The sequence below is a fragment of the Rossellomorea arthrocnemi genome (assembly GCF_904424705.1).
Taxonomy (GTDB): Bacteria; Bacillota; Bacilli; order Bacillales; family Bacillaceae_B; genus Rossellomorea; species Rossellomorea arthrocnemi.
Map to the genome: position 1 here is coordinate 1 of NZ_CAJGBF010000026.1, position 26,078 is coordinate 26,078.

General features: G+C 42.8%; 26 protein-coding genes and 2 other annotated features. Of the genes, 4 read left to right on the top strand and 22 right to left on the bottom strand.

The window, feature by feature from the left end; all coding sequences use genetic code 11:
* Positions 1-241: 241 nt before the first annotated feature.
* The 12 genes from uvrC to zapA all read right to left on the bottom strand — a co-directional run bounded on the left by uvrC (position 242) and on the right by zapA (position 14,263).
* On the bottom strand, positions 242-2,011 hold the full coding sequence (gene uvrC, locus BAA9072_RS21290; RefSeq protein WP_201716624.1) for an excinuclease ABC subunit UvrC: 1,770 nt from the start codon (positions 2,009-2,011) through the stop codon (positions 242-244).
* A gap of 507 nt (positions 2,012-2,518) precedes the next feature.
* The gene (gene trxA / locus BAA9072_RS21295) at positions 2,519-2,833 is read right to left on the bottom strand and encodes a thioredoxin (protein ID WP_201716625.1); all 315 of its coding nucleotides are present in this window, start codon (positions 2,831-2,833) and stop codon (positions 2,519-2,521) included.
* Between the two features lie 215 nt (positions 2,834-3,048).
* Complete coding sequence (locus BAA9072_RS21300; protein ID WP_201716626.1) at positions 3,049-4,029, bottom strand: electron transfer flavoprotein subunit alpha/FixB family protein; 981 nt, start codon at positions 4,027-4,029, stop codon at positions 3,049-3,051.
* 43 nt (positions 4,030-4,072) lie between these two features.
* Entirely contained in the window at positions 4,073-4,846 is a 774-nt protein-coding gene (locus tag BAA9072_RS21305; protein ID WP_201716627.1) for an electron transfer flavoprotein subunit beta/FixA family protein, read from the bottom strand.
* Between the two features lie 140 nt (positions 4,847-4,986).
* Positions 4,987-5,757 carry an enoyl-CoA hydratase gene (locus BAA9072_RS21310; RefSeq protein WP_201716628.1) on the bottom strand — a complete coding sequence of 257 codons (771 nt, stop codon included), beginning with the start codon at positions 5,755-5,757 and terminating at the stop codon, positions 4,987-4,989.
* Positions 5,758-5,778: 21 nt separating this feature from the next.
* The gene (locus BAA9072_RS21315) at positions 5,779-6,366 is read right to left on the bottom strand and encodes a TetR/AcrR family transcriptional regulator (protein ID WP_201716629.1); all 588 of its coding nucleotides are present in this window, start codon (positions 6,364-6,366) and stop codon (positions 5,779-5,781) included.
* 135 nt (positions 6,367-6,501) lie between these two features.
* On the bottom strand, positions 6,502-8,196 hold the full coding sequence (locus BAA9072_RS21320) for an AMP-binding protein (protein WP_330999326.1): 1,695 nt from the start codon (positions 8,194-8,196) through the stop codon (positions 6,502-6,504).
* 521 nt (positions 8,197-8,717) lie between these two features.
* Positions 8,718-9,125 (bottom strand): DUF350 domain-containing protein, encoded by a 408-nt coding sequence (locus BAA9072_RS21325; protein ID WP_201716630.1) that lies wholly within the window; start codon positions 9,123-9,125, stop codon positions 8,718-8,720.
* A gap of 55 nt (positions 9,126-9,180) precedes the next feature.
* On the bottom strand, positions 9,181-11,535 hold the full coding sequence (locus tag BAA9072_RS21330; RefSeq protein WP_201716631.1) for an endonuclease MutS2: 2,355 nt from the start codon (positions 11,533-11,535) through the stop codon (positions 9,181-9,183).
* A 20-nt stretch (positions 11,536-11,555) separates the two neighbouring features.
* Positions 11,556-13,265, bottom strand: a complete 1,710-nt coding sequence (polX, locus tag BAA9072_RS21335; RefSeq protein ID WP_201716632.1) for a DNA polymerase/3'-5' exonuclease PolX — start codon at positions 13,263-13,265, stop codon at positions 11,556-11,558.
* 190 nt (positions 13,266-13,455) lie between these two features.
* Complete coding sequence (locus BAA9072_RS21340) at positions 13,456-13,995, bottom strand: CvpA family protein (protein ID WP_201716633.1); 540 nt, start codon at positions 13,993-13,995, stop codon at positions 13,456-13,458.
* A gap of 7 nt (positions 13,996-14,002) precedes the next feature.
* A complete protein-coding gene (gene zapA, locus BAA9072_RS21345) occupies positions 14,003-14,263 on the bottom strand; it encodes a cell division protein ZapA (protein WP_201716634.1) in 261 nt (86 codons plus the stop codon).
* Positions 14,264-14,395: 132 nt separating this feature from the next.
* Here zapA and rnhC point away from each other — a divergent pair, with 132 nt between their 5' ends.
* Positions 14,396-15,319: a ribonuclease HIII gene (gene rnhC / locus BAA9072_RS21350; RefSeq protein ID WP_201716635.1), complete on the top strand. Its 924-nt coding sequence runs from the start codon at positions 14,396-14,398 to the stop codon at positions 15,317-15,319.
* Between the two features lie 319 nt (positions 15,320-15,638).
* On the opposite strand, the gene pheT is transcribed toward rnhC, so the two are convergent.
* The 3 genes from pheT to BAA9072_RS21365 form a co-directional block, all read right to left on the bottom strand.
* A complete protein-coding gene (gene pheT, locus BAA9072_RS21355; RefSeq protein WP_201716636.1) occupies positions 15,639-18,053 on the bottom strand; it encodes a phenylalanine--tRNA ligase subunit beta in 2,415 nt (804 codons plus the stop codon).
* A 25-nt stretch (positions 18,054-18,078) separates the two neighbouring features.
* Positions 18,079-19,116 carry a phenylalanine--tRNA ligase subunit alpha gene (gene pheS, locus BAA9072_RS21360; protein ID WP_201716637.1) on the bottom strand — a complete coding sequence of 346 codons (1,038 nt, stop codon included), beginning with the start codon at positions 19,114-19,116 and terminating at the stop codon, positions 18,079-18,081.
* Between the two features lie 78 nt (positions 19,117-19,194).
* Positions 19,195-19,433 (bottom strand) — a binding site (T-box leader).
* 59 nt (positions 19,434-19,492) lie between these two features.
* Positions 19,493-20,254 carry a TrmH family RNA methyltransferase gene (locus tag BAA9072_RS21365; RefSeq protein WP_201716638.1) on the bottom strand — a complete coding sequence of 254 codons (762 nt, stop codon included), beginning with the start codon at positions 20,252-20,254 and terminating at the stop codon, positions 19,493-19,495.
* A 124-nt stretch (positions 20,255-20,378) separates the two neighbouring features.
* On the opposite strand from BAA9072_RS21365, the gene sspI reads away from it, so the two are divergent.
* Both sspI and BAA9072_RS21375 read left to right on the top strand, forming a co-directional pair.
* A complete protein-coding gene (gene sspI, locus BAA9072_RS21370; RefSeq protein ID WP_113969566.1) occupies positions 20,379-20,600 on the top strand; it encodes a small acid-soluble spore protein SspI in 222 nt (73 codons plus the stop codon).
* A 126-nt stretch (positions 20,601-20,726) separates the two neighbouring features.
* Positions 20,727-21,269 carry a cysteine hydrolase family protein gene (locus BAA9072_RS21375; protein ID WP_201716663.1) on the top strand — a complete coding sequence of 181 codons (543 nt, stop codon included), beginning with the start codon at positions 20,727-20,729 and terminating at the stop codon, positions 21,267-21,269.
* Between the two features lie 68 nt (positions 21,270-21,337).
* Here BAA9072_RS21375 and BAA9072_RS21380 read toward each other — a convergent pair whose 3' ends face one another.
* Both BAA9072_RS21380 and BAA9072_RS21385 read right to left on the bottom strand, forming a co-directional pair.
* The gene (locus BAA9072_RS21380) at positions 21,338-22,423 is read right to left on the bottom strand and encodes a M42 family metallopeptidase (RefSeq protein WP_201716639.1); all 1,086 of its coding nucleotides are present in this window, start codon (positions 22,421-22,423) and stop codon (positions 21,338-21,340) included.
* Between the two features lie 104 nt (positions 22,424-22,527).
* Positions 22,528-23,016 (bottom strand): dUTP diphosphatase, encoded by a 489-nt coding sequence (locus BAA9072_RS21385; protein WP_201716640.1) that lies wholly within the window; start codon positions 23,014-23,016, stop codon positions 22,528-22,530.
* A gap of 145 nt (positions 23,017-23,161) precedes the next feature.
* Here BAA9072_RS21385 and BAA9072_RS21390 point away from each other — a divergent pair, with 145 nt between their 5' ends.
* Positions 23,162-23,560 carry a sigma-w pathway protein ysdB gene (locus BAA9072_RS21390; protein WP_201716641.1) on the top strand — a complete coding sequence of 133 codons (399 nt, stop codon included), beginning with the start codon at positions 23,162-23,164 and terminating at the stop codon, positions 23,558-23,560.
* A 23-nt stretch (positions 23,561-23,583) separates the two neighbouring features.
* Here the strand turns inward: BAA9072_RS21390 and BAA9072_RS21395 are convergent, their stop codons facing one another.
* The 5 genes from BAA9072_RS21395 to infC all read right to left on the bottom strand — a co-directional run bounded on the left by BAA9072_RS21395 (position 23,584) and on the right by infC (position 25,727).
* On the bottom strand, positions 23,584-24,153 hold the full coding sequence (locus BAA9072_RS21395; RefSeq protein WP_201716642.1) for a TVP38/TMEM64 family protein: 570 nt from the start codon (positions 24,151-24,153) through the stop codon (positions 23,584-23,586).
* Positions 24,154-24,248: 95 nt separating this feature from the next.
* On the bottom strand, positions 24,249-24,527 hold the full coding sequence (locus BAA9072_RS21400; RefSeq protein WP_201716643.1) for a DUF1294 domain-containing protein: 279 nt from the start codon (positions 24,525-24,527) through the stop codon (positions 24,249-24,251).
* 85 nt (positions 24,528-24,612) lie between these two features.
* The gene (gene rplT, locus BAA9072_RS21405) at positions 24,613-24,972 is read right to left on the bottom strand and encodes a 50S ribosomal protein L20 (RefSeq protein ID WP_034757014.1); all 360 of its coding nucleotides are present in this window, start codon (positions 24,970-24,972) and stop codon (positions 24,613-24,615) included.
* A gap of 28 nt (positions 24,973-25,000) precedes the next feature.
* Positions 25,001-25,201 (bottom strand): 50S ribosomal protein L35, encoded by a 201-nt coding sequence (gene rpmI / locus BAA9072_RS21410; RefSeq protein WP_032087387.1) that lies wholly within the window; start codon positions 25,199-25,201, stop codon positions 25,001-25,003.
* A gap of 22 nt (positions 25,202-25,223) precedes the next feature.
* Positions 25,224-25,727 (bottom strand): translation initiation factor IF-3, encoded by a 504-nt coding sequence (gene infC / locus BAA9072_RS21415; RefSeq protein ID WP_034757009.1) that lies wholly within the window; start codon positions 25,725-25,727, stop codon positions 25,224-25,226.
* A gap of 88 nt (positions 25,728-25,815) precedes the next feature.
* Positions 25,816-25,955, bottom strand: a sequence feature (ribosomal protein L20 leader region).
* Between the last annotated feature and the right edge of the window lie 123 nt (positions 25,956-26,078).

Below are 26,078 nucleotides of genomic sequence, written 5' to 3' on the forward strand. Positions count from 1 at the left end.
TTATTTTGAACAAATGATAAAAAAAGGAAGATATTTAGCCGAGATGATTTTTAAAAAATTTTAATAGAGAAATAAAACGGTTGTAAGACCTGATATTATAACTTTTCCCGAGGGAGTCGAGCACCTTGCGCTCCAATCAACTCTGCTTATTCATGAGTTACTTCTGTACCAACCAATAAACAGAACACTCTTAAAATATTTAAATAAAGATAATGAACATTTTTTCTTGTTTCTGGCACTTCTATTTCAATTTCTCAACCAATTCCTTGGCTACGGCTTCCGGTATACCTATTTCAATAAACTCCTCCACGGTTGCTTCTTTCATCTTCTTCATGGATCCGAAATGTTTTAGAAGCTGTTTCTTCCTTTTCGGACCGATGCCGTCGATATCGTCAAGGGTCGACTGGAATGCGCTCTTTCCTCGGAGCTGACGGTGGAAGGTGATGGCGAACCTGTGGACTTCATCCTGGATACGCTGGAGGAGATAGAATTCCTGGCTGCGCTTTTCAAGGGGGATGATCTCCAACGGATTCCCGTAAAGCAATTCAGACGTCTGATGCTTATCGTCTTTCGCCAGGCCGCCAATCGGGATGTCGAGACCCAATTCGTTCTCGATGACATCCCTTGCCGCTTCAATCTGCCCCTTCCCCCCATCGATAATGATGAGGTCCGGTAAAGGAAGTCCGTCTTTCAAGACTCTCGTATATCTTCTGCGGACAACCTCCCTCATGGAGTCATAATCGTCAGGACCCTTCACGGTTTTAATCTTGTATTTACGGTACTCCTTCTTTTCAGGTTTCCCGTCTACAAAGACGATCATCGCCGATACAGGATCCGACCCTTGAATATTTGAATTATCAAAGGCTTCAATTCTGAAAGGAGTATAAATGCCCATGTGATCCCCGAGGCGCTCAATGGCTTTAATCGTCCGTTCTTCATCTCTTTCGATCAGGGCGAATTTCTCTCCGAGTGCCTGTTTCGCATTTTTCTCGGCAAGCTTTACAAGCTCTTTCTTTTTCCCCCGTTTCGGCTGGATCATTTTTACCTCCAGAAGCTTTTCAGCCAGATCCATATCAATCTCTTCTGGCAATAAGATTTCTTTCGGCTTAAAGTGATTGGATTTTAAGTAGAACTGACCTAAAAACGTCAGGAACTCTTCCTCAGGTTCATGATAGAGAGGAAATAAGGACACATCCCTCTCAATGAGCTTTCCTTGTCGGACAAAGAATACTTGTACACACATCCAGCCTTTATCAACTGAATATCCGAACACATCTCGGTCGGTGAAATCGGTCATGGTCATTTTCTGCTTTTCCATCGTCGCTTCTATATGAAGAATTTGATCGCGGAATTCCTTCGCCCTTTCAAATTCCAAATTTTCCGAGGCTTCATTCATTTTCGTCGTAAGCTGCTTCTTGATGTCTTTGTATCCACCGTTCAGAAATCTGGCTATTTCATCTGTCATTTCACGGTACGTGTCTTTGCTCACTTCTTTGATACAGGGAGCTAGACATTGGCCCATATGATAGTAAAGGCAGGCACGGTCAGGGAGGGTCGAGCATTTCCGTAAAGGATACAAACGATCGAGAAGCTTCTTCGTTTCATTTGCAGCTCCTACATTTGGGTAAGGACCGAAGTACTTTCCTTTTCCCCGTTGGACTTTACGGGTGGTAATGAGCCTTGGATGCCTTTCATTCGTTAATTTAATGAACGGATAGCTTTTATCATCCTTTAACATGACATTATATTTAGGATCATATTTTTTGATTAAATTCATTTCGAGGACAAGTGCTTCCAGGTCAGATGACGTCATGATGTATTCGAAGTCTTCTATTTCTCCTACCAGGCGCTGTGTTTTTGCATCATGAGAACCGGTGAAATAAGAACGCACCCGGTTTTTCAACACCTTTGCTTTTCCCACATAGATGATTGTACCCTGCCTGTCTTTCATTAAATAACATCCAGGTTGGTCAGGCAGCAGTGCCAGCTTATTCGAGATATTTTGATTCATCCATTTTTCCCCTCCCTCGGTTTCTCCCAAATTTAGTGTGTAAGGTCATATATTAGCGGTACTATAAGTTCACCGGGATAATAATTATTCGCCTGAACTTTCTATTTACATACCTGCGACTTCTTTATACATCAGGCAGTTCTCCCGGTCAGATTAATATTCCGTTTCAGTGGCAAATCTCATTTCTATATTGTACCTTACCTTTAAGAGAAGTAAAAAAGGATTGACCCCGTTGTGTTAAAGGAAGGACTTTACACAATTGGACAGGGTCAACCCCAAAGATTATTCATTCATTTTGTCCTCAATTTAAATCATTTCAATTACATATAAATTTTATCGAGAATGATTTCAGCAGTCAACGTATTTGAACATGTGTGTTTTCTGGTATGAATTCGCCACACTGTGAACTACAATACCTAAGTGTCCCAAGATATATAGTTCGTCGTTCCGGCTTTCAAATCCAGACAAAAAAAGACCGCGGAAACCGCGGTCTTTCATCAGCATTTCTTATACGTGTTTATTTAATAATTCAGCAAGTGCTTCCTTAGGTTGGAAACCGATTACTTTATCTACCACTTCGCCGTCTTTAAGGACCACTAAAGTCGGGATACTCATAACCCCGTATTTACCTGCTGTTTCCTGGTTCTCATCAACGTCCACTTTAACGATTTTTACTTTATCGCCCATTTCACTGTCCAGTTCTTCAAGCACTGGAGCGATCATTTTACAAGGTCCACACCAAGGTGCCCAGAAATCCGCCAGTACCAGTCCGGAATTTGTATCAGTTGAAAATGATTGGTCAGTTGCATGTGTAATTGCCATATATATGCGCCTCCTAAAATCTTTGAATGTAACGTAAGTATATCACCGTTTTTTTGCGTATGCTATAAATCTGCTCGTAGGTAATATTCCCTTCATAAAACGGAATATACAACGGAAGAAAAAATAAGGAGCAGCCCATGTTGCAGCTGCGCCCTTATTTGTATTCTATATTATGTTCATACCCTCTGTCCGTGACTGCTAAACGTCAGCAAGGATCAAGAAGAGGATACTTTAAGCTTTTTAAACTCTTCTGTCAGCATCGGTACCACTTCAAACAGGTCTCCAACGATTCCGTAATCCGCTACGTTAAAAATATTCGCCTCAGGATCTTTGTTGATCGCAACGATGACTTTTGAATTCGACATACCCGCTAAATGCTGGATAGCCCCAGAAATACCACATGCAATATAGAGGTCAGGCGTTACGACTTTACCCGTTTGACCAATTTGCAGAGAATAGTCACAATAGTCGGCATCACATGCTCCACGTGATGCTCCTACAGCTCCACCAAGAACATCCGCCAGTTCTTGAAGAGGGTTGAATCCGTCTTCACTTTTCACTCCTCGTCCGCCGGCGATGATGACTTTCGCTTCAGACAGGTCCACCCCTTCGCTTGCCTTACGTACGACTTCTTTAATGATTGTACGTAAGTCTTTAATATCAACGGAAAGGGAAGAAACTTCTCCTGTACGTGACTCATCTTTCGCTAACGGCTCGATGTTATTAGGACGGATTGTGGCAAAAATCACTCCGTCAGTCACGATTTTCTTCTCAAATGCTTTCCCTGAATAAATCGGTCTTGTGAAAACAAGGTTACCGCCGGCTTCCTCAAGATCCGTTGCATCGGAAATCAGTCCTGAGCTGAGTTTACTTGCCACTTTAGGAGACAGGTCTTTTCCAAGTGCCGTATGGCCAAAAATGATTCCTTCAGGCTTCTCTTCATCGATGACTGAAAGGATGGCTTGTGAATAACCATCTGACGTATACTGTTCCAGTTTATCATCTTCTACGACCACTACTTTGTCCGCGCCATATTGTATCATCTCTTGTCCTAAAGCGCTTACACTTTTGCCGATTAAAACACCGACAACTTCTCCGCCTTCAGATACCGTTTTACCTGCCGCAATCGCTTCAAAGGAAACATTACGTAATGATCCGTCTCGAACTTCTCCAAGTACTAATACTTTTCTCGCCATGTTAAATTACCCCCTGAATGTTAGTTATTACTATGACTTTGCCTTATATAACTTTCGCTTCATTGCGAAGAAGTGAAACAAGCTCGGATACTTGAGCATCCAATTCGCCTTCTAATACTTTTCCGGCTTCCTTCTTCGGTGGAAGGTAAATTTCAATTGTTTTGGTTTTCGCTTCTACTTCATCTTCGTCTAAGTCGATATCATCCAATTCCACTTCATCCAAAGGCTTTTTCTTTGCCTTCATGATTCCTGGAAGGGATGGATAACGCGGTTCGTTCAATCCTTGTTGAGCTGTCACCAACAGTGGAAGAGATGTTTCGATTACCTCTGAATCCCCCTCTACATCACGGGTGACTGTTACAGTACCGCCATCGATTTCTAATTTAGTGATTGTTGTTACATAAGGGATATCAAGCTGCTCTGCCACACGTGGTCCTACTTGTCCAGATCCACCATCAATGGCAACATTACCTGCAAGGATCAAATCTACTTCCTGTTCTTTTAAGTATTGAGCAAGGATCTTAGCCGTAGTGAATTGGTCTCCATGGTCAAGGTCATCTTCCGTGTTGACCAGTACTGCTTTATCAGCACCCATTGCCAGAGCCGTTCTCAGCTGCTTTTCACTTTCTTCTCCACCGACTGTCACGACGGTCACTTCTCCACCATGTGCATCACGAACTTGAATCGCTTCTTCGACAGCATATTCATCGTAAGGATTTATGATAAATTCAGCTCCGTCTTCGGCAATTTGACCGTTTTGGATCGAAATTTTCTCCTCAGTATCAAACGTTCTTTTCAAAAGTACATAGATGTTCATTCGTAAGTCCCTCCTAATAATGTAAACATTCTTTCCCTTAAAAAGATTTCGACAATTTAACCCCTTTGAATGGGCAGCTTGAATGGAGATCATTCAATACTGCCCCTCAATAAGAGTTTACTATATTACAAGAATGTATTCTAGCCTTTAAAGTGCGGTTCTCTTTTTTCAACGAAAGCTGCAATGCCTTCTTTGGCATCAGTGGATACAAATATTTCACCGAATAGATCCGATTCTCTCATTACACCTTCATAGAAACGGTCATCTTTCGTATAGCTCAACAGCTCAATGGCAGCCTTCATGGCACCTGGGCTTTTCTTTGCAATTTTAACAGCCATTTCCTTTGCTTTATCGAAAAGCTCGTCTTCAGGGTAGGCCTTATTGGCGAGTCCCCACTGAACCGCTTCTGTGCCGCTGATTGGATCACTCGTTAACAACATTTCTGCTGCTTTCGCTCTTCCCACCAGCTTCGGAAGGCGTTGGGAACCGGCAAATCCAGGAACTAGCCCGAGTTGAAGCTCTGGTAAACCAAGTTTGGCATTTTCACTTACCAATCGAATGTGGCAACCCATTGCGAGCTCCAATCCTCCACCTAAAGCGGCTCCATGAATAGCTGCAATGATCGGTTTCGGGAAATTCTCCATCCGTTCAAAAACGTCCTGGCCTTTTTTGGCAAGCATTGAGAATTCCTCACCACTTTCTATCGTCGTGAATTCTTTAATATCGGCACCTGCGGAGAAGAAGCGTCCCTCTCCTTTCAATAAGATGACCCTGACATCGGAATTCGTTTCCAGCTCATCAAGAACCGCGTCGATTTCCTTGATAAGTCCACTTGCCAATGCATTTGCTGGAGGTCTTTGAATCAGAACCGTTGCTACCTGACCCTCTATGACCCATGATAAACTTTCCATCTCTCATCCCCCTAAACTAATTTAGTTCCTGCCGCCACATCCATGAAGTAATAGTTTGTGAATAGCAGGGACTTGAGCTACTAAATCATATTTCTGATCATTCATCACCCACGTTGTCACCATCTCATCCAGTGTACCAAAGATCATTTGGCGGGCGAGGCGAATATCCAGGTCTTTTGAAAATTCCCCAGATTCGATTCCGCTGACCAGGATTTTATCGACCAATTGGAGATAGCCCTTCAGAACATCATTGATCTTCAGACGGATATCTTTATTGGACTGCCTGAGCTCCAGCTGCGTGACGATGGCGAGGTGATGATCATCCGACAGAATCCTACAATGATTTTCAATCATCACTAATAATTTCTCTGAAACTGTCTGTTTTCCTGCTATCACTTCCTCGATTTTTTCGACAAAGAGAACCATTTTCTCTTCGAACAGTGAAATCAGGATGTCTTCTTTATTCTTAAAATAAAGATAGATGGTACCGTCAGCGACACCAGCCTGTTTCGCAATCTTTGAGACCTGGGCCTGATGGTAACCGTTTTCTGCTATAACAATAACAGCAGCATCAATAATTTGCATATATTTAGGTTTATTTCGTTTCATAAGTTCTTGACCTGCCTTAACAAAATATGAATGATCGTTCATTCATATTTTAATAATAAAAGGTTTCTCATTGATTGTCAAGAATGGATCCTTGTCCAATTTACAGTCAAAAAGAAAAAGCTCAATGGTGTTCATTTAACTTGTTTTCTGTTCATCCTCTATTTTTTGTCGCTCCTCTTCCACCAGGGCTCTCCGGAGGATTTTTCCTACAGCTGTTTTAGGGAGTACTTTCCTGAATTCATAAATCCTCGGCACCTTATATGCAGCCAGGAATTTTCGTGAGTATTCATTGAGCTCTTCCTCTGTCAGTGATTCTCCATCCTTCAATACCACGTATGCCTTGACGGTTTCCCCTCTATAAGCATCCGGTACGCCTGCTGCGACAACTTCCTGGATGGCAGGGTGTTCATACAGGACTTCTTCAATTTCACGTGGATAAATATTAAAGCCCCCTGCAATGATCATATCTTTCTTCCGATCTACTACGTAAAAATAGCCCTTCTCATCCATATACCCTAAATCTCCCGTTAATAGCCAGCCGTCCTTTAACGTTTGTTCCGTTTCTTCCGGACGGTTCCAATACCCCTTCATCACCTGGGGGCCTTTGACGACAATTTCACCGATTTCATTTGGGGGGAGGGGTTCTCCCGTCTCCAGAGAAAACACCGCACTGTCCGTACTGGGCCAAGGGACACCGATGCTTCCCTTTATCCTCGCTTTGTCCCAAAGGAAATTAGAGTGAGTGACAGGGGATGACTCAGTTAATCCGTATCCTTCAACGAGCTTCCCACCGGTTACTTCCTCAAATTGCTGCTGCACCTCTACCGGTAATGGGGCACTTCCACTTAGACAAGAATCAATGGATGACAGATCATATTTTTTTAATTCAGGATGATTCAAAAGGCCAATATAAATGGTAGGGGCACCTGGGAATAAGGTCGGCTTTTGTTTTTGTATCGTCTTCAACGTTGTTTCTGGATCAAACTTAGGGAGAAGGATCATCTTATATCCCTGCATGACAGAAAGAATCAGCACTGCAGTCATGCCATACACATGAAAGAACGGAAGAATTCCGAGCATTCTTTCCTCACCCTTTTTACACTTATAAAGCCAGGCATCACACATGGAGGCATTCGCTACCAGATTCTTATGGGTCAACATGACGCCTTTCGGGAAACCTGTCGTACCTCCGGTGTATTGAAGCAGGGCAAGATCATGTTCAAAATCAAAATCTTCAGGTGTTACTTCAACCTTCTCCATTTTCATGATTTCCGTGAATAAATGGTTCTGACCTCTATGATCCACTTTCACGACAATACCATATTGCTTCTTCTGGATAAATGGGTATATAAGATTCTTAGGAAAAGGAAGATAATCTTTGATAGCGGTTACAATGATGTGCTCAAGGTCGGTGCTTTTCATCACTTTTGACACCCTCGGATAAAGAATGTCCAATGTGAGGATCACCTTGGCGCCAGAGTCTTTCATTTGATATTCTATTTCTCTTTCCATATATAATGGATTGGTTTGTACCACCACTCCGCCTGCATAAAGAATACCATAATAGGCAATGACGGATTGAGGGGTATTTGGGAGCATGATGGCCACCCTGTCTCCTTTATTGATCCCCAATGTTTTAAGGTAGCCGGCGAATTTAAGAGCCGATTCATATAATTCGCGGTAACCGATCTCCTTGCCCTGGAAATGTATCGCTGCTTTGTCTCCATAAAGAGAAGAGGCTTCGGTCAGATAGGATTGTAAGGGTTTTTCGATTAGGTCGAGCTCCTTTGATATTTCCGCCGGGTATTCAGCAAGCCATGGTTTATTCATCGTAATCCCTCCTTTTTAATTTTTAGAAAATTTCTTCTATTCATTATTATAATATAAGGGGACTTCAGTTACAATTTGAAATACACGCCGCCAATACTTTATACCCATCTGGAAAGGATGACCTCCGTTAAGAATCATTTTGTTAAAAGAATCTTGTTTTTATTAGGTTTGCGAATGCTTTGACAACGGGAATGGACCCGGGGGAAAAGGGAACTGCTCCGCTTCCCGGATCTCGGCACGCTGTTTCTCCTCAGAATTCTACTCAGCAGTTCCCCTCACCATCCAAAGAAGTTTTTAGGAACGAGCAAAGGTTTGCGCGACTGGCTTTTAGAAAAGAAAAAAGACTGCCTATTCCACCATATGACAGTCAGTTTGTACAATATTATCATTTCGGGATTGTGTTTTCCCCTTCAATCTGTTTTTACTTCAAGTAAAGAACAGCATATAGATGATGCCAACGACAATAAAGCCCCCGCATAGGGTGAGCAGAACTTTCGCCAAAGTTTCCATATTCCCTCTCCTTATGATATACCGGCTCCTATGACATAGGATAATCCAACTGAAATGACCAGTGAAATGAAGCCTACCGCCCGGTTATCATTCTCAATTTCTTCATCGATCCTAAATTTGGGTGTTAGAAATTCATAAATGAAATATCCGATTAATAATAGAACAAAGCCAAACACACCCCATCCGATTGTCGTAATGATGGTATCATTATGACTGATGGAATGCCGAAAAATATTCGCTATCCCGAATATTTTTCCGCCTGTTGCCATGGCCACAGCCAAATTCCCCTTTTTGATTTCTTCCCAGTTCCGATACTTGGTTACCAGTTCGAAGATTGCTAAGAACAAAACCAGGCACAGAATAACCACACTATAATTCCCCGCCGTTTGAACAAATTCATTTTCCCAAAAGTTCTCCATCGTAAAGCTCCCTTTAATACGATTTTAAATACTCTCCAGTCCCAATGAGAGAAACTTACTTAAATTGAACGACCGTTACGCCCGTTCCACCTTCGCCTGCATCCCCGAAACGGATGTTTTTAACGGACCGGTGATTTTTCAAATATTCCTGAACTCCCTGTCTTAAAGCACCAGTCCCTTTTCCATGAATGATGGAAACACGTGGATAGCCTGCAAGGAGGGCGTCATCGATGTATTTCTCTACTCTTGATAATGCATTTTCAAAACGTTCTCCGCGCAAGTCAAGTTCGAGGCTAACATGAAAATCTTTCCCTCTCACTGTAGCCAGGGGTTTGGTTTCTACCTTTTGTTGGGATTGGATGAATTCCAGATCTGATTCTTTCACTTTCATCTTCATGATCCCCATCTGAACCTGCCACTCTTTGGATGATACCCGTTCGACTAAATGACCCTTTTGATCAAAGCTTAACACCTTGACTTCGTCACCTGGCTTTAACTCATGTTTAGTCTGACTCATTTTCTTCTTTTGACCTGTTTTTAACTTCGGCGTCGCATCTTCAAGCTGCTTTTTTGCCTGGATCAATTCATGTTCTTTGATCTGAGCTGATTTTTCCTGTTGCATTTTCCGTAAATCTTTTATTACCTGCTCAGCTTCCGCCTTCGCCTTTTCCACGACTTCACTGGCTTTTTGCTGGGCTTTTTCGTAAAGGGTATCCTTTTTATCATAATACTCCACCATTTGCTTCTGCATATCTTTATGCATCTTTTCAGCCTGCCTTAGAAGCTCATGGGCTTCCTCGAGCTCCCGTTCACCCTGGCGTCTGCTGTCTTCAAGTGAAGCGATCATATTCTCGATTTCTTTACTATCGGTACCAATATGGGATTTCGCCCGATGGATGACAGAATCCGACAGGCCGAGGCGCTTGGAAATGTCAAATGCATTACTTCTTCCCGGTACACCCAGCAATAGCTTATATGTGGGACTTAAGGTTTCTACATTAAATTCCACACTGGCATTCACGACTCCCTCACGATTGTATCCATACGCTTTCAACTCAGGATAATGGGTAGTCGCTACGACCCTCGCCCCTGTTCCATGGACTTCATCGAGGATGGAAATCGCTAATGCAGCACCTTCCTGAGGATCTGTACCGGCGCCAAGCTCATCAAACAGCACTAGACTTTCATAATCGACCTTTTTAAGGATGTCAACAATATTGACCATATGAGAAGAGAAAGTACTCAAGCTTTGTTCAATCGATTGTTCATCCCCGATATCAGCGTAAATAGTGCGGAATACACCGACTTCGGATCCATCAAGCGCAGGGATCGGGAGTCCGGCCTGTGCCATCAGGCTAGTTAAACCCAATGTCTTTAGAGTAACGGTTTTCCCCCCTGTATTTGGACCAGTGATCACAATGGAAGAAAACTCATTTCCAAGCTCGATATCATTCGCCACTGCCTCTTCTATGGGAAGCAGAGGATGACGGGCCTTATTCAGCTTCACCCGTCGTTCATTATTGATCGTCGGTTTAGACCCTTTGATGGATCGTCCGAACTTTGCCTTGGTAAACATGAAATCAATGTCTGAAAGAACATTGACAATCAGGAGCAGTTCTTCCCCGGATTCCTGGACACGTTCAGACAGTCCCTGAAGAATCTTCTCGATCTCTGTCTGCTCTTTTAAACGAAGCTCACGCAGCTGATTATTCAACTGAACAATCGCTTCAGGCTCGATGAATAGCGTCTGTCCCGAAGAGGATTGGTCATGAATGATCCCTCCATATTGACCCCTGTACTCCTGCTTAACAGGTATTACGTACCGATCATTCCGAATGGTGATGATCGCATCAGATAACATTTTCTGGGCGTTTGAAGAACGGATCATCCGTTCGAGCTTCTCCCGTATCCGTCCTTCATTGGCACGGAGCTGCGTTCGGATCATGCGCAAAGTTTCACTGGCTGAATCCAGAATCTCACCGTTATCGTCCACCACTTTTCGTATTTCCTGTTCCAGCTGAGGAAGGGGAATGACCGTCCCCATTTTTTCTTGTAAGAGGGGAATATCCACCTCTTCCTCCAAGAGCTCTTCTACGAAGAGGGTCAGCTTCCTGCTTGCCCTGATCGTGCTCGCCACCTGAACGAATTCAGATGGGGAAAGCATGCCGCCTATTTGAGCACGCTTAACGTGAGGACGAATATCAAAAATCCCGCCTAAAGGGGCATGTCCCTTTATTCTGAGAATGGTCATGGCTTCATCCGTCTCTTCATGGAGAGCTGTAATCTCTTCATAATCGATAGACGGCATGAGGGAGGATACCCGTGCATGACCAAGTGCAGATGCTGCAAATTGCTTTAATAATTCTTTGATTTTATCAAACTCTAACGTTTTTAATACTTTAGAATTCACGGAATGTATTCCACCTTTTATCAGTTTCGCTTAATAAATTGTAATAACTCATTTTTATCCCACGTATTGATGACCGTGTCTCTTTTGATCCAGCCTTTACGCGCTGTACCGACTCCGACTTCCATAAATTCCAGATGTTCGATACTGTGGGCATCGGTATTGATCACAAGCTTCACACCCTGCTCCTGTGCTTTTCGGATGTTTTCAGCAGACAGATCGAGACGATTTGGATTTGCATTCAGTTCTAAAGCCGTCCCTGTTTCTTTGGCCAATTGAATAAGAAGATCTATATCGACGTCATATCCTTCCCGTCTGCCGATGATCCTGCCCGTTGGATGTGCGATGATATCCACATGGGCACTTTCCAAGGCGGTTGTCAGCCTCTCCATAATTTTTTCACGAGGCTGGGAGAAGCTTGAATGGATGGAAGCAATGACAAGATCCACTTTTTCCAGAAGGTCGTCATCATAGTCCAGTGTACCATCAGGAAGGATATCCATCTCGATCCCTGAGAGGACTTCTATATCATCGTATTTCTTATTAATTTCCTTTATTTCATCAATCTGCCTCAATAACCGCTCAGGTGTGAGGCCATTCGCCACCCGTAAATAGTGGGAATGGTCTGTGATGGCCATATATTGATATCCTTTGGCACGGCACGCATCCACCATTTCTTCAATGGAATATGCGCCATCCGACCATGTGGAGTGCATGTGAAGGTCGCCCCTGATATCTTTCAATGAGAGTAGAGAATAGTCCTTACTGAACTCTTCCACTTCTCTTCCATCTTCCCTCAGTTCAGGCGGGATCAAAGGAAGCCCAAAGTGATGATAAAACTCCTCTTCGGAATGAAACGTTTTCACCACACCTGTTTCACTATTTTCCACGCCATATTCACTGATTTTCTCCCCTCGTTCTTTGGCAAGCTGGCGCATGCGGACATTATGGTCCTTTGAGCCTGTGAAATGATGAAGCGTCGTCGCAAACTCCTCGGGCTTTACAATTCGGAAATCAATGCTCACGTCCCAGTAGTATGACAAGGTCAAAGAAACTTTGGTGTCCCCTGCCGCAATGATTTCAACGATATTCGGCATTTTCAGCAGTTCTTCCTTCACCTTATGAGGACTTTCTGTTGAAAGAATGAAATCAAGATCCTTGATGGTTTCCCTCATTCTTCTTAAGCTTCCGGCTCTTGAATAGGTATGGATGCTATTGATTCCTGAAAGAAAACCTTCTATTTCTTGTGCAATCCCCATCATAAATCCAATCGGGAGGCGGTCAGGTCTCTTTCCTGCCTGGTCAATGGACGCAAGTATTTTTTCTTCGGTCTTTTTCCCAAAGCCTGCAAGTGCTTGTACTTTGTTGGCTTTACACGCTTCTTCCAGGTCTTCTATACATTCGACCCCGAGTTCACTGTAAAGCTTTGCGATTTTCTTCCCGCCAAGACCCGGCAATTGAAGGAGGGGGATCAATCCCTGAGGGACCTCTTCCTTCAATTCTTCAAGAACGGAAGAGGTTCCTTCGTTTATGTACTCTTCTATCACACTGGCAGTCCCCTTGCCGATCCCGCTCAGCTTCGTGAAGTCACGGATCTCCTGCAAGCTCCGGTCATCATTCTCAAGTGCCGCAGCCGCTTTTCGGTAGGCGGACGTTTTAAAAGAATTTTCGCCTTTCAATTCCATATATATCGCAATTTGTTCTAATAATTTTATAATATCCTTTTTATTCAAGAGATTCACCCACTATCTTAGAATTAACGATTAGGATCTTTTCAGATCCACGTTCTATTAAAAAGCAATACCTCTCCATCTATATAGTAGCAAAATTGATATAAAAAGAAAAAAGACTGACTTATAAGATGACCAAATCGTTATGGTTTCCCTAACGAATTTGAGTTGCATACTTATAGTCAGCCCTTTTTCAGGCTACATATTCAATCCACCAGGATTTCACCATATCGGAGAAAACAGGAGTATGTTTCACCATCGCTTCAGCAATAAATGAGTTATTAATAAATGTTTGAACCGACTCGATCGGCAATAATACCGCAATGTACAAGAGAATGAATATCATTAAATATGCTTCAATAAAACCTAAAATTCCTCCGCCAAGAACATTCAACTGCTTTAAAAGGGGAAGATGGGCGACAAAGTCCAACATCGATCCAATAATTTGAAGAATGATCCGCACTGCGAAGAATATCAACGCAAACGCGATTACACGATAATACGCCTGGTCTAAATGGGTTGATTCAAAAATCATATTCAACGTGGATTGCTCATCGAGTACAGGATACGGAATCCATAAAGTCAGCTTAGGTGCAAGCTGATCATAATATATGTATGCTACAATAAAAGAAACAATAAATCCAAATATGTGGATGACCTGCAAAATGAATCCACGTTTTAAACCTATTAAAAATCCTATCACCAGGATGACTAACAAAGCTAAGTCCAGCATCTTTTTTTCAATCCTTTAATCGTTTAATTTCCCGTTCAAGCTCTTCAAACTTTTCTTGAAGTTTGAGATAATCATTTACAGCATTCACCGCTGTCAGAACGGCAAGCCTGCTTGTGTCGAGAGATGGATTCATGGAGTTGATCTCTCTCATTTTGTCATCCACTTTCGAACAAACAAACCGAATTTGACTTGTTGATTCAGTTCCAACAATCGTATATTGTTGACCATATATGTCCACAGTGGTGCGATTTTTTTGTTCTTCAGACAACCTGAAAGCCCCCCATTCATAAGAATCCTACACATAATCATACCATGAAATCTTTTGATTTTGGAAGGAATTTGTCATATAAGCTCACAATTTTTATTAAATTAAAGATTCTTGTCAGAAGGAGAGAGAAATTTGGCCAATACAGTCATACAAGCAAATAAGCAAACAATAGACAAAATGAAAGACCATTACAAAAGGGTATTAACGGAAAAACTGCCACCGGGAGCCGTATTTGTAGCTAAGCCATCGGGATGTACAATAACCGCTTATAAATCCGGAAAAGTCCTATTCCAGGGAGCAAACGGAGAAGGAGAAGCAAGCCTTTGGGGAAGCAGTGCCCCAGTTAAGGTGAAATCACCTTCGAAAGGAAACACGACCCTCCCTGAAAATTTCCCCAATTGGTCTGTCATCGGCTCAGACGAAGTGGGTACTGGAGATTTCTTCGGTCCGATCACCGTAGTGAGTGCCTATGTGAAGAAAGAGCATATTCCACTTATGAAAGAACTCGGGGTCAAGGATTCAAAAAACTTATCCGACCCACAGATTATTAGCATTGCCAGGGATTTAATCTCAACCATCCCTTATTCTTTGCTTATTCTCCACAACCCGAAATACAATGAAATGCAGGCAAAAGGAATGACCCAGGGGAAGATGAAAGCACTCCTTCATAACAAAGCCATCCTGAATTTATTAGAAAAGATGGCACCGGAACAACCAGAAGGCATCTTAATCGATCAGTTCGTCGAAAAAAATACATATTTCAAACATATATCTGCTCAAAAGCACATTCAGAAGGAACGCGTCTACTTCAGTACTAAGGGGGAAAGCATCCACCTTGCCGTCGCGGCGGCATCGATCATTGCCCGCTACGCCTTCCTGAAGGAAATGGACAAGCTTAGTGCAAAAGCAGGTGTGGAAATACCGAAAGGCGCCGGAAATCACGTGGATGTAGCAGCCGCAAAAATCATCAAACGAAAAGGTGTCGAGGAGTTAAAATCCATGACAAAATGGCATTTCGCCAATAGTGAAAAGGCGATGAAGTTAGCAAGGAAATAAGAAAGAGCCGCATCGGATGTGCCGATGCGGCTTTTTGCTTGTATGGGGCGGGGGATATTTGTGTTCAGCTGATGATTTCTCTTCATATTTCACGAGCTGAAGCTCCCCGGATAGGTATTCACCTGTTGAATTTCAGGAATATTTCAACAGGTGATTTATACAATTTTTTCTCCTGTTGAATATAAGGCATTTTTCACCTGTTAAATTCAATGCGTAATTCTCCTGTCAAAATCCCAGCATTTTTCAACAGGCAAACCACCCAATCCCATATAAAAAAAGATGCCAGACCAATGTCTGACACCTTTCATCCAGTACCGGATTACCCTCTCAATTCGGCTCCTGCCTTTTCCTTCACTGTTGAAAGTACTTTATCATGTACTTTCACTACTTCTTCATCCGTTAACGTTTTGGCCGGATCGAAGTATTTCAATGAGAATGCAAGTGATTTCTTGCCTGACTCCATATGCTCACCTTCATAAAGATCGAAGACGGAAACTTCTTTCAGAAGCTTTCCTCCAGCCTCTTTAATGATGGATGCAAGTTCCCCTGCTTTCACCTCGGTGTCCACGACAAGGGCGATATCCCTTGTAATCGATGGGTGACGAGGGATTGGCGTGTAGCTTAATGCCGGTTTTTCATAATGGAAAATAGGTGAAGCCTTCAATTCAAAAACATACGTTTCGTTAAGGTCCAATTCTTTTTCTGCCTCGGGATGAATCGCTCCGACAAAACCGATTACATTTCTGTCCAAGAGAATCTCAGCTGTTCTTCCCGGATGCATCCCATCTACTGTAGCCTGACGGAATGAAATTGCTTCAGAAACACCGATTTCTTCAAACATCCCCTCAAGGATGCCTTTTGCCACATAGAAGTCGACCGGCTTTTTCTCTCCTTGCCAAGAATGCTGGTGCCATAGACCCGTTAGTGCTCCTGCAATATGCTCTTCTTCCTGAGGAAGCTCTTCCCCTGATTCATTTAAGAAGACGGATCCGACTTCATAAAAGGCAAGTGAGTCATTTTGACGTGCCTTGTTATATGAAACCACTTCCAGAAGTTGTGGAATGATACTTAAGCGAAGATTACTGCGTTCCTCACTCATCGGCATCAATAAACGGACAGGTTCTCTAACGTCAAGTGCATATTGGGTTGCTTTCTTGTCGTTTGTTAAGGAATACGTGATCGCCTGCAGGAGTCCTGCTCCTTCTAAATAACGGCGAACCGTACGGCGTTTTAACTGGTGAGTCGAAAGTCCGCCAGCCGTTGCTTCTCCCTCGGGAAGAGTCAATGGAAGGTTATCATATCCAAATAGGCGCGCAACTTCTTCAAGTAAATCTTCCGGTATGGTGATATCTCCCCTTCTTGTTGGGGCAGTTACGACAAACGTTTCACCATTTACTTCAACATCGAATTGAAGTCGGCGGAAGATATCTTCCACTGTTTCTACTGTTATGGATGTTCCTAATGAGGAATTGATTTTTTCAAGGGTAATTTCAACTTTAGCCGGCTCAACGTCCAATTCGTTAAATAATACAGTCCCCTCTAGAACTTCCCCACCGGCATATTCAGCCATCAGTTGAGCGGCTCTTTCTCCAGCTTTCAGGACACGATTAGGGTCCACACCTTTTTCATAACGTGTGCTCGCTTCGCTTCTGAGTCCGTGATCTTTGGAAGCACTTCTGACAATGGCACCAGTGAAGTAAGCTGCTTCAAGAAGGACCGTCGACGTATCATTCTGGACTTCTGAATTTGCTCCCCCCATCACTCCGGCAAGGGCGACGGGTTCAGTGCCATTTGTGATGACAAGCTGAGTGCCCGATAGTGTTCTTTCCGCGTCATCCAGGGTTACAAAGTTTTCTCCATCCTTTGCACGACGGACAAAGATTTCCTTTGAACCTAGACGATCATAGTCGAAAGCGTGTAGGGGCTGGCCGTATTCCAAAAGCACGTAGTTCGTAATGTCGACAACATTGTTATGGGGACGGATCCCGGCAGATATCAGTGCATTTTGCATCCAAAGTGGAGATGGACCGATTTTGACATTTTTGATGATTTTAGCACCGTAAAGGGGATTATCTTCTTTCGCCTCCACTTTCACCGACACATAATCCGATGCTTTTTCCCCGCCTTCAGATAGATCTGTTTGAGGGAGTTTCACCTCACGATCCAGGATGGCAGCCACTTCATACGCCACTCCCAACATACTTAAGCAGTCTGAACGGTTAGGTGTTAAGCCCAATTCCAGAATCGCATCATCAAGATTTAATAATTCAACGGCATTTTTGCCTACTTCAGCAGCATCCGTGAACACATAAATTCCCTCTGCATGTTCTTTCGGTACCAGCTTTCCTTCTACACCAAGCTCTTGCAGGGAGCAGATCATCCCGTGAGAAGCTTCGCCGCGAAGTTTTGCTTTCTTGATTTTGAAATTACCCGGCAGAACTGCTCCTACTTTCGCAACAGCCACTTTTTGACCCTTGGCCACGTTCGGGGCTCCGCAGATGATTTGGACGGGTTCTTCTTCACCAACATCCACCAGGCATTTATTTAATTTATCTGCATCGGGATGTGGCTCACATTGGAGTACATGGCCAACGACCACATTTTTGATTTCTTCCCCAATCCGTTCAACACCTTCGACTTCAATCCCGCTTCTTGTGATTTTCTCTGCTAACTCTTCAGGTGTGACGCCCGATAAGTCTACATAATTTTCTAACCATTTATATGAAACAAACATGTGTTAGTACCTCCTACCCGATTTTCTATTCTTGAGTTCCGAACTGTGTAACAAAACGCGTATCGTTTGTGTAGAAATGACGGATATCATCAATTCCGTATTTCAGCATGGCAATACGTTCCGGTCCCATACCGAATGCAAAACCTGTATACTTTTTCGAATCGAATCCAGCCATTTCAAGAACATTCGGATGAACCATCCCTGCTCCAAGAATTTCGATCCAACCTGTACCTTTACATACCCGACAGCCTTTTCCCCCACAGATCTTACATGAGATATCCATTTCAACAGAAGGCTCCGTGAATGGGAAGAAGCTCGGGCGCAACCGGATTTCACGGTCTTCGCCGAACATTTTCTTGGCAAACACCTGCAGCGTTCCTTTAAGATCACTCATACGGATATGTTCATCAATGACGAGACCCTCGATTTGTGTGAATTGATGAGAGTGCGTTGCGTCATCTGTATCACGGCGATACACTTTTCCGGGACAAATGATCTTAATAGGTCCTTTCCCCTTAGCCAGTTCCATCGTTCTTGCTTGAACCGGTGAAGTATGAGTGCGCAGCAGTGTTTCTTCTGTAATATAGAAGGAATCCTGCATGTCACGGGCCGGGTGTCCTTTCGGAAGGTTCAGAGCTTCAAAGTTGTAGTAGTCCTTCTCCACTTCCGGTCCTTCGGCAACAGTGTAGCCCATTCCGATGAACAGGTCTTCAATTTCTTCCACGATCATCGTGAGAGGGTGATGATTCCCTTTTTTCACAGGTCGCCCAGGTAGTGTCACATCGATGGTTTCAGATTGTAGCTTCTTTTCGACCGCCTCTTTTTCAAGAACAGCCTGCTTCGCTTCTATCATTTCAGTAATGGCTCCACGAACTTCATTGGCAAGTGCCCCCATTTTAGGACGCTCTTCTGCCGAAAGCTTCCCCATCCCTTTTAAGGCTTCGGTTACTGGCCCCTTTTTCCCCAAATAGGCAACACGGATGTTGTTCAATTCTTTCAGATCTTGTGCTTCGTTCACTTTTTCAATTGCTTCTTGTTGAAGGGATCGTAATTTGTCCTCCATTGTTCTTCCTCCTTTAATGTATATCGTCCGAACGGGTACCCGGGAATGGTTAATAAACAAATAAAAAAACCCCATCCCAAAAGGGACGAGGTTTATATCGCGGTACCACCCTTATAAGCATATCCCCGGGGGGTTATACTCACTTCATTCGGATAACGGCTTTTGCCGGAGCATCTTTACATTCACACTGGAATGGTCCCGATGCCAACTCGAGAGGTGAAATATTCACACCATGCATTCTTAAGAATGCTTACAGTCCAGGGCATCCTCTCCCTTGAAGAAGGTCATGTGTTACTTTCCTCTTTCAACGTTTTTTAAGTTATATGTGCATTATTATAGTGAACTTCCAAGGGAATTTCAAACCTTTTCAAGAAATTCACTGCCCATTTTTAAAAAAGTATAATAAAACCCCTGCCGCAATCGCTACGTTTAACGATTCACTCTTCCCGTATATAGGGATGTACAAGTTCTGATCCGTTTCAGTTAAGAGATCCTTCGACATACCATTCCCCTCGTTCCCTACGATGAGGGCATAAGATGACCCGGGTGTGATTGTCGTATACTCCACCCCCTTTTCAAGGGCAGTCCCATATATGGGGATGTCCCGCTCTTTCAGGGCTGAAATCGTTTCAGTGAGGTCCTTTCTGACGATGGGAATATGAAAATGGCTCCCTTGTGCAGAACGCAATACTTTAGGGTTATAAGGATCCACTGTCCCCTTGCCTAACACGACCATATCGATTCCAGCTGCATCGGCTGTTCGGATGATCGTTCCGATATTTCCCGGATCCTGCAGACCATCCAGAAGCATAAAGGTGGTGGCCCTCTTGATATCATGCTCGTCTTCTTTTTGCTTACAAATTGCAAAGATTCCTTGTGACGTTTCGGTAGCAGACAGGACTTTTCCTACTTCATCCGATACCATGGTAACGTGAACAGTGTCCACCGTCCATTTCTGAGGCAGATCGATTCCTTCTACAAGGATCAGTTCAAGGAGCGTATCCTCCTGCTTCAATGCTTCTTCCACGAGGTGAAATCCTTCAATGATATATGTACGGGTAAGATCCCGTTCTTTTTTGGTTAATAACTTTTTCCACTGCTTCACAACAGGATTTTTCGAGGATTGAATATACTTCAACCGTATCCGCTCCTTTAAATGACTATTCAAGGTCTCATTATACCTTAACTTTCGTACATAATAAATTCAATTTGAGACAAGATAACAATGAATTCCTCATCCTAGCAAAAAGGAGAAATGTGTGATGAATCTTAACTTAAGAAAAGCAATCATACACAACGTATCTGGTAACAACCAGGACGAACTGAGAGACACCATTGTTGATGCCATCCAGGGAGGAGAAGAGAAAACCCTTCCCGGTCTTGGTGTACTTCTTGAAGTCTTCTGGCAAAATGCAGATCCCCAGGAACAAAAAATGGTCCTTGAAACGTTAGAGGAATCATTACAGCAGCAACAAACGCAGTAAATGCATGGGCAATCCTGAAAAAGGGTTGCCCTTGTTTTATTATACGACCATTTTTCCTGATTTGGTTTTAAGACCATGCTTTCAGTGGTAATGGAGAATACATACAAACGGAAGGAGAAACGAATGATGAGTCAGGGGAAAAGCGCATTATTGATCATCGACATGATAAATACATTTGATTTCCAAGGTGGAGAGGATTTGTACGAAAACACAATGAAAATTGTTGACAATATCCGTGAATTGAAGAAGAAGGCTAAGGCAGCCCGGTTGCCTGTCATTTATGTGAATGACAACTATGGCCTTTGGCAGGACAATATGAATGACATCATTGAGGAGTGTAAAAAAGGAAAAGGAAAACACGTGATTAAAAAACTTCATCCGGATACAGACGATTATTTTATCATCAAACCGAAACATTCCTGCTTTTTCGGTACACAGCTTGATATCCTGCTTCATCAGCTTGATGTAAGACACCTCATCATAACAGGAATCGCCGGCGACATCTGTGTTCTGTACACCGCCAATGATGCCTATATGAGAGAATATGACATGTCGATCCCAATGGATTGCATGGCTTCAGAAACAAATGAAGACAATGAAAGTGCCATTCGTATCATCCAAAAAACGATTGGTGCGGACATGGCTTCATCGGAGGAAATGACTTTTTGAGATACAGTTATTTTAAAAGATGCCTTTGGTTCAAAATGAACCAAAGGCATCTATTTTAGTGTTGTCTATTAATCAAATGTAATGTTCGCCACTGTATCCTTATCGAGCTTCTTGATCACTTCAGTAATCAATTTAACGGCGTTCTCGTAATCATCACGATGCAACATGGCTGCATGAGAGTGGATATAGCGTGTGGCAATGGTAATCGAGAGAGCAGGGACTCCATTCGCGGTTAAATGAATCGCACCGGAATCCGTCCCTCCGCCTGCAATGGCATCGAATTGGTACGGGATGTTATGTTCATCTGCTGTATTTGTAACAAAATCACGAAGTCCTTTGTGAGAAACCATGGATGCATCATAAAGAATGATTTGTGGTCCATCTCCCATCTTACTTGATGCTTCTTTATCAGAAACACCCGGCGTGTCCCCTGCGATTCCAACATCCACACCAAAGCCTATATCAGGCTGAATCTTGGCAGCCGCCGTTCTTGCTCCACGAAGACCAACCTCTTCCTGAACTGTACCGACACCGTAAACGACGTTTGGATGCTGTTCATCCTTCAGGTTTCTAAGTACATCGATGGCAATCGCACATCCAATGCGGTTATCCCATGCTTTCGCCAAAAGCATCTTCTCGTTGTTCATCACCGTGAATTCGAAATGAGGGACAACCATATCTCCCGGCTTCACTCCCCATTCCAGTACTTGCTCACGGCTTGAGGCACCGATATCAATAAACATATCTTTAATTTCAACCGGCTTTTTCCGAGCTTCAGGAGGCAGAATATGCGGCGGCTTGGATCCGATCACACCCGTTACTTCTCCTTTGCCTGTTACGATCGTCACCCGCTGGGCAAGCATGACCTGTGACCACCAGCCTCCTACAGTTTGAAACCGGAGGAACCCTTTGCTGTCAATTTGAGTGATCATGAACCCGACTTCATCTAAATGTCCGGCCACCATGATCTTGGGTCCGTTTTCATCGCCTACTTTTTTCGCGATTAAACTCCCCAGATTATCTGTCGTCACTTCATCTGCAAACGGCTCTATGTATTTCTTCATGACTTCCCTTACTTCTCTCTCATTACCCGGTACACCTTTGGCATCGGTTAAATCCTTGAGCATTGTCAATGTTTCATCTAATTTCGCCATTGTTTCGACCCCCTAAATATTTATTCCCTTTCATTATACTAAAACCTGTCCGATTCATCAAAATTTCCTGAATCTTCTTTACCATCAAAGGGAATAATTCTTTGTTAATATCCTTCTTTTTGACGATTATAATTCACTTCATTTTTTTTCACATACGCATCAAAAACCTCTTCATGAGAAAATCCGAGAAGTTCCCCCAGGTACACGTAGTGTCTGAATAACTCCTGAAAATGTTCAACCGAGCGTTCGTTAGCAAAGTGGTTGGCATATTTGAATACGTCCATGAATTGCTTTGTCACATCTTCGTTCGTATAGTTTGTCTCACCTACATCGAATTGTTGTATGCCAATTTCGATTCCCAATGACAGGATAAAATGTACTCCATCCACAAATTCTTCAAGAATCACTTCCTTTGAAGAAGAGGGCTTTGTACTCCAGAACTTAAAGCTTCTCGTTTCATTGGCCAGTTCCCCGATTTCAACGAGGAGAGCAAGGATTTTCTTGTCGATCAAGTCCTCCTTCTCCAACCCGTGTTCCTCTTCAATATGCTGATCCAGCTTTTTCTGCATGTCCAATAACGTTTCAATATTCATATTAAACTCCCCTTACGATCGCCTTTATTTCTTATGTACTCTCCTAGTATGACAAATTTTTAAACAAATTTATAATAATATGAAACCTTTTTCTGTTTTAATCGTAAATAATAGTGGAAGAAATATGCCTATGGAGGTAATGGTTATGCTTTGGCTTATTCGGTTAGTGATTTTTTTCCTTATTATTTACCTTTTATACAGCAGCGTCAAATACATTATAAACCCAAAGCGAAAACTGGAGCTTGCCCAGGAGCAGAAACGTTTTTATTTTCTCGATAATCAGGAAAATGTCCGAAAGAATTTTCACATAACGTACAAAGGAGTACGATTTGAAGGGGAAAAATACCTTGGTGCCACTGAAAAGTCATTCGATGTGGTTTCCATCTTCGTATGGACTAAAAATGTCTCTTCATTAAAAGGTCTGACCCGGGAGGACTTCGAATACCTGCAGAACGAAATCAAGGAAAGATACCCCAATGCCAAACTCGACTGGAAAAGCCCGATCCACGAATTCCTTCAAAAAGCACAACAAAAAAACGACTAGCTCTGCTGGTCGTTTTTTACTTATTATTTACTAGGAAAAAACTCTCTCCACTGAATGACACGTACTTTCTCCCTTAGCAGGTAAAATAAGACGATGAGTGCGATGAAAATCATGACAAGAATAGGCGGGGAAAATTGTTTGATGTATTGGCCGAATACTGTGTAAAAAAATGCTAGGGGGGTGTTTGAAAGGACAGAAGCACGAATAAAAGGTTTCAACTCTTTCTTCCTCTCAAGGAGGCATAGGTTCAGCAGTTGATAATGAACAAAAGGGATCAATCTGAGCACCGCAATCTGCCCGGTGGTCAGGGTGGCATTTCGTCCAAACCACTTCTCTTTCAGCCTCAGGAGCTTTTCATAAAACGATTTGAACCCTTTTATGACAAAATAAAAAGTGACAGATAAGAGCGTTAATCCAATCAATGAGTACAGTGTACCGAAGAGGCTCCCGAACAGAATTCCTCCCGCCATACATACAAGAGCGACGGGAATGAATAGAAACTGCCTCAGAATATGAAATAAGATAAACAGAACAGGAGCCATATATCCGCTTGCTTCCATCAGGGCGAATGCAGCAACCAACCGTTCGTCCATGGTTAACGCGACCTCCTTCTGCTTTTCTAAGCTGTTAATCCACACTCTTTATATAGTATGTCATGCAGACGGGTTAAAGAATGAAAACTTTGGTTTCACAGGTTCGCGTTCAGCCAGATAAACAGCAGACAGTGAAGCATGACGAGTAAAGGGAATCCTATGGAAAACCGTTTGTGTTTCGTTTTATGACGGTACACCTTCATTCCCAAAAAGGCGCCGACACTGCCTCCCACGATCGCAACCTGCCACAGTACCCTTTCACTTATGCGGTATTGATGTCTCTCTGCTTTTCTCTTATCCCTTCCCATAATGATAAAGCCGATGAAATTGATGACGACGGCATATAAATATAAGATTCCGGTTAGTGCATCCATGAATGTTACCTGCTTTCTGAAGTATTTGATATAAGAAAGGACCGGCCAGGGGCCAGTCCTTTTTCCACTAACGAGTTAGCAGTTATTATTTGTTTAGTTGAGCTTTAGCAGCATCAGCTAATTGGTTGAATGCTTTTTCGTCAGAAATCGCAAGCTCAGCAAGCATTTTGCGGTTTACTTCGATACCAGCAAGTTTCAATCCGTGCATTAAACGGCTGTAAGAAAGACCGTTCATACGTGCAGCCGCATTGATACGTGTGATCCATAGTTTACGGAAGTCACGTTTCTTTTGGCGACGGTCACGATAAGCATACATGTATGATTTCATGACTTGTTGATTTGCTACTTTATATAAAGTATGTTTGGAACCGAAATAACCTTTGGCTAATTTAAGAACTTTTTTACGACGTCTGCGTGTTACTGTTCCGCCTTTTACGCGTGGCATAATAATTCCCTCCTGTTTCTATTACTTCTTATTTTAGGTTGTCAAGCATATGACGAATGCGTTTGAAATCTCCTTTAGAGACAACAGCCGCTTTACGTAGCTTACGCTTTGCTTTAGTAGATTTGTTTGCGAATAAGTGGCTTGTGTAAGCGTGTGAACGTTTAAGTTTACCAGAACCTGTTTTCTTGAAACGCTTAGCTGAGCCGCGGTGAGTTTTCATTTTTGGCATGTGCTTTTCCTCCTCGGGTCCTTTATTTTTCGTTAACTGGTGCAAGCACCAAGAACATACTGCGACCATCCATTTTCGGTTTTGATTCAACGGTTGCTACATCTTTACACTCATCACTGAAGCGATCCAGAACACGTTGACCAATTTCTTTGTGCGTAATCGCACGACCTTTAAATCGGATTGACGCTTTGACTTTGTCTCCTTTTTCAAGGAACTTACGAGCGTTACGAAGCTTAGTGTTGAAATCATGCTCATCAATCGTCGGGCTTAAACGAACCTCTTTAAGATTGATGATTTTCTGATTCTTACGTGCTTCTTTTTCTTTCTTCTGTTGTTCAAACTTAAACTTACCGTAGTCCATGATACGAGCAACGGGTGGTTTTGCATTTGGAGCAACAAGAACAAGATCAAGATTTACACGTTCAGCAATTTCAAGAGCTTCATTCTTGGATTTAATTCCAAGTTGCTCACCGTTTTGATCGATAAGACGTACTTCACGGGCACGAATCGTTTCGTTTAAGATCATGTCTTTGCTAATAATTAGCCACCTCCAAGGTTTATTAAAAGAATACACGGCTTTGGCCGGCGCACCCGCTTCCCTTTTTGCGTGAAACACACAAAAAAAGATGCGAGTGTCGAAACACCCGCACCTGATTATTAAGCATATATAAATGGCTTTAATAGTCAATCACATACCTGTAAACAGCTGTAATGCGTTATTCAGGTGAGAAGCGGGTAGCTTCTTCTTGTACCAAACTGTATTCAATTCACCTTAGATAATATATCACATGACAATACCGCTGTCAAATAATCATTTAATATCACAACGTATTTCATAATATCAGACATCTATGGAGAGTGCAATAGTTTTTTTGTA

Excerpts from the sequence above, each read along its gene's own strand:
- BAA9072_RS21375 (WP_201716663.1), top strand. The coding sequence starts at position 20,727 with ATGAGTCAGGGGAAAAGCGCATTATTGATCATCGACATGATAAATACA.
- BAA9072_RS21395 (WP_201716642.1), bottom strand. The coding sequence starts at position 24,153 with ATGGACGAACGGTTGGTTGCTGCATTCGCCCTGATGGAAGCAAGCGGA.
- trxA (WP_201716625.1), bottom strand. The coding sequence starts at position 2,833 with ATGGCAATTACACATGCAACTGACCAATCATTTTCAACTGATACAAAT.
- sspI (WP_113969566.1), top strand. The coding sequence starts at position 20,379 with ATGAATCTTAACTTAAGAAAAGCAATCATACACAACGTATCTGGTAAC.
- BAA9072_RS21340 (WP_201716633.1), bottom strand. The coding sequence starts at position 13,995 with ATGCTGGACTTAGCTTTGTTAGTCATCCTGGTGATAGGATTTTTAATA.
- rplT (WP_034757014.1), bottom strand. The coding sequence starts at position 24,972 with ATGCCACGCGTAAAAGGCGGAACAGTAACACGCAGACGTCGTAAAAAA.
- BAA9072_RS21380 (WP_201716639.1), bottom strand. The coding sequence starts at position 22,423 with ATGGCGAAATTAGATGAAACATTGACAATGCTCAAGGATTTAACCGAT.
- BAA9072_RS21320 (WP_330999326.1), bottom strand. The coding sequence starts at position 8,196 with ATGAATAAACCATGGCTTGCTGAATACCCGGCGGAAATATCAAAGGAG.
- BAA9072_RS21385 (WP_201716640.1), bottom strand. The coding sequence starts at position 23,016 with ATGAATATTGAAACGTTATTGGACATGCAGAAAAAGCTGGATCAGCAT.
- BAA9072_RS21305 (WP_201716627.1), bottom strand. The coding sequence starts at position 4,846 with ATGAACATCTATGTACTTTTGAAAAGAACGTTTGATACTGAGGAGAAA.
- BAA9072_RS21390 (WP_201716641.1), top strand. The coding sequence starts at position 23,162 with ATGCTTTGGCTTATTCGGTTAGTGATTTTTTTCCTTATTATTTACCTT.
- BAA9072_RS21310 (WP_201716628.1), bottom strand. The coding sequence starts at position 5,757 with ATGGAAAGTTTATCATGGGTCATAGAGGGTCAGGTAGCAACGGTTCTG.
- BAA9072_RS21325 (WP_201716630.1), bottom strand. The coding sequence starts at position 9,125 with ATGGAGAACTTTTGGGAAAATGAATTTGTTCAAACGGCGGGGAATTAT.
- pheT (WP_201716636.1), bottom strand. The coding sequence starts at position 18,053 with ATGTTTGTTTCATATAAATGGTTAGAAAATTATGTAGACTTATCGGGC.
- BAA9072_RS21300 (WP_201716626.1), bottom strand. The coding sequence starts at position 4,029 with ATGGCGAGAAAAGTATTAGTACTTGGAGAAGTTCGAGACGGATCATTA.
- rpmI (WP_032087387.1), bottom strand. The coding sequence starts at position 25,201 with ATGCCAAAAATGAAAACTCACCGCGGCTCAGCTAAGCGTTTCAAGAAA.
- BAA9072_RS21400 (WP_201716643.1), bottom strand. The coding sequence starts at position 24,527 with ATGGATGCACTAACCGGAATCTTATATTTATATGCCGTCGTCATCAAT.
- BAA9072_RS21315 (WP_201716629.1), bottom strand. The coding sequence starts at position 6,366 with ATGAAACGAAATAAACCTAAATATATGCAAATTATTGATGCTGCTGTT.
- uvrC (WP_201716624.1), bottom strand. The coding sequence starts at position 2,011 with ATGAATCAAAATATCTCGAATAAGCTGGCACTGCTGCCTGACCAACCT.
- pheS (WP_201716637.1), bottom strand. The coding sequence starts at position 19,116 with ATGGAGGACAAATTACGATCCCTTCAACAAGAAGCAATTGAAAAAGTG.
- infC (WP_034757009.1), bottom strand. The coding sequence starts at position 25,727 with ATGATCTTAAACGAAACGATTCGTGCCCGTGAAGTACGTCTTATCGAT.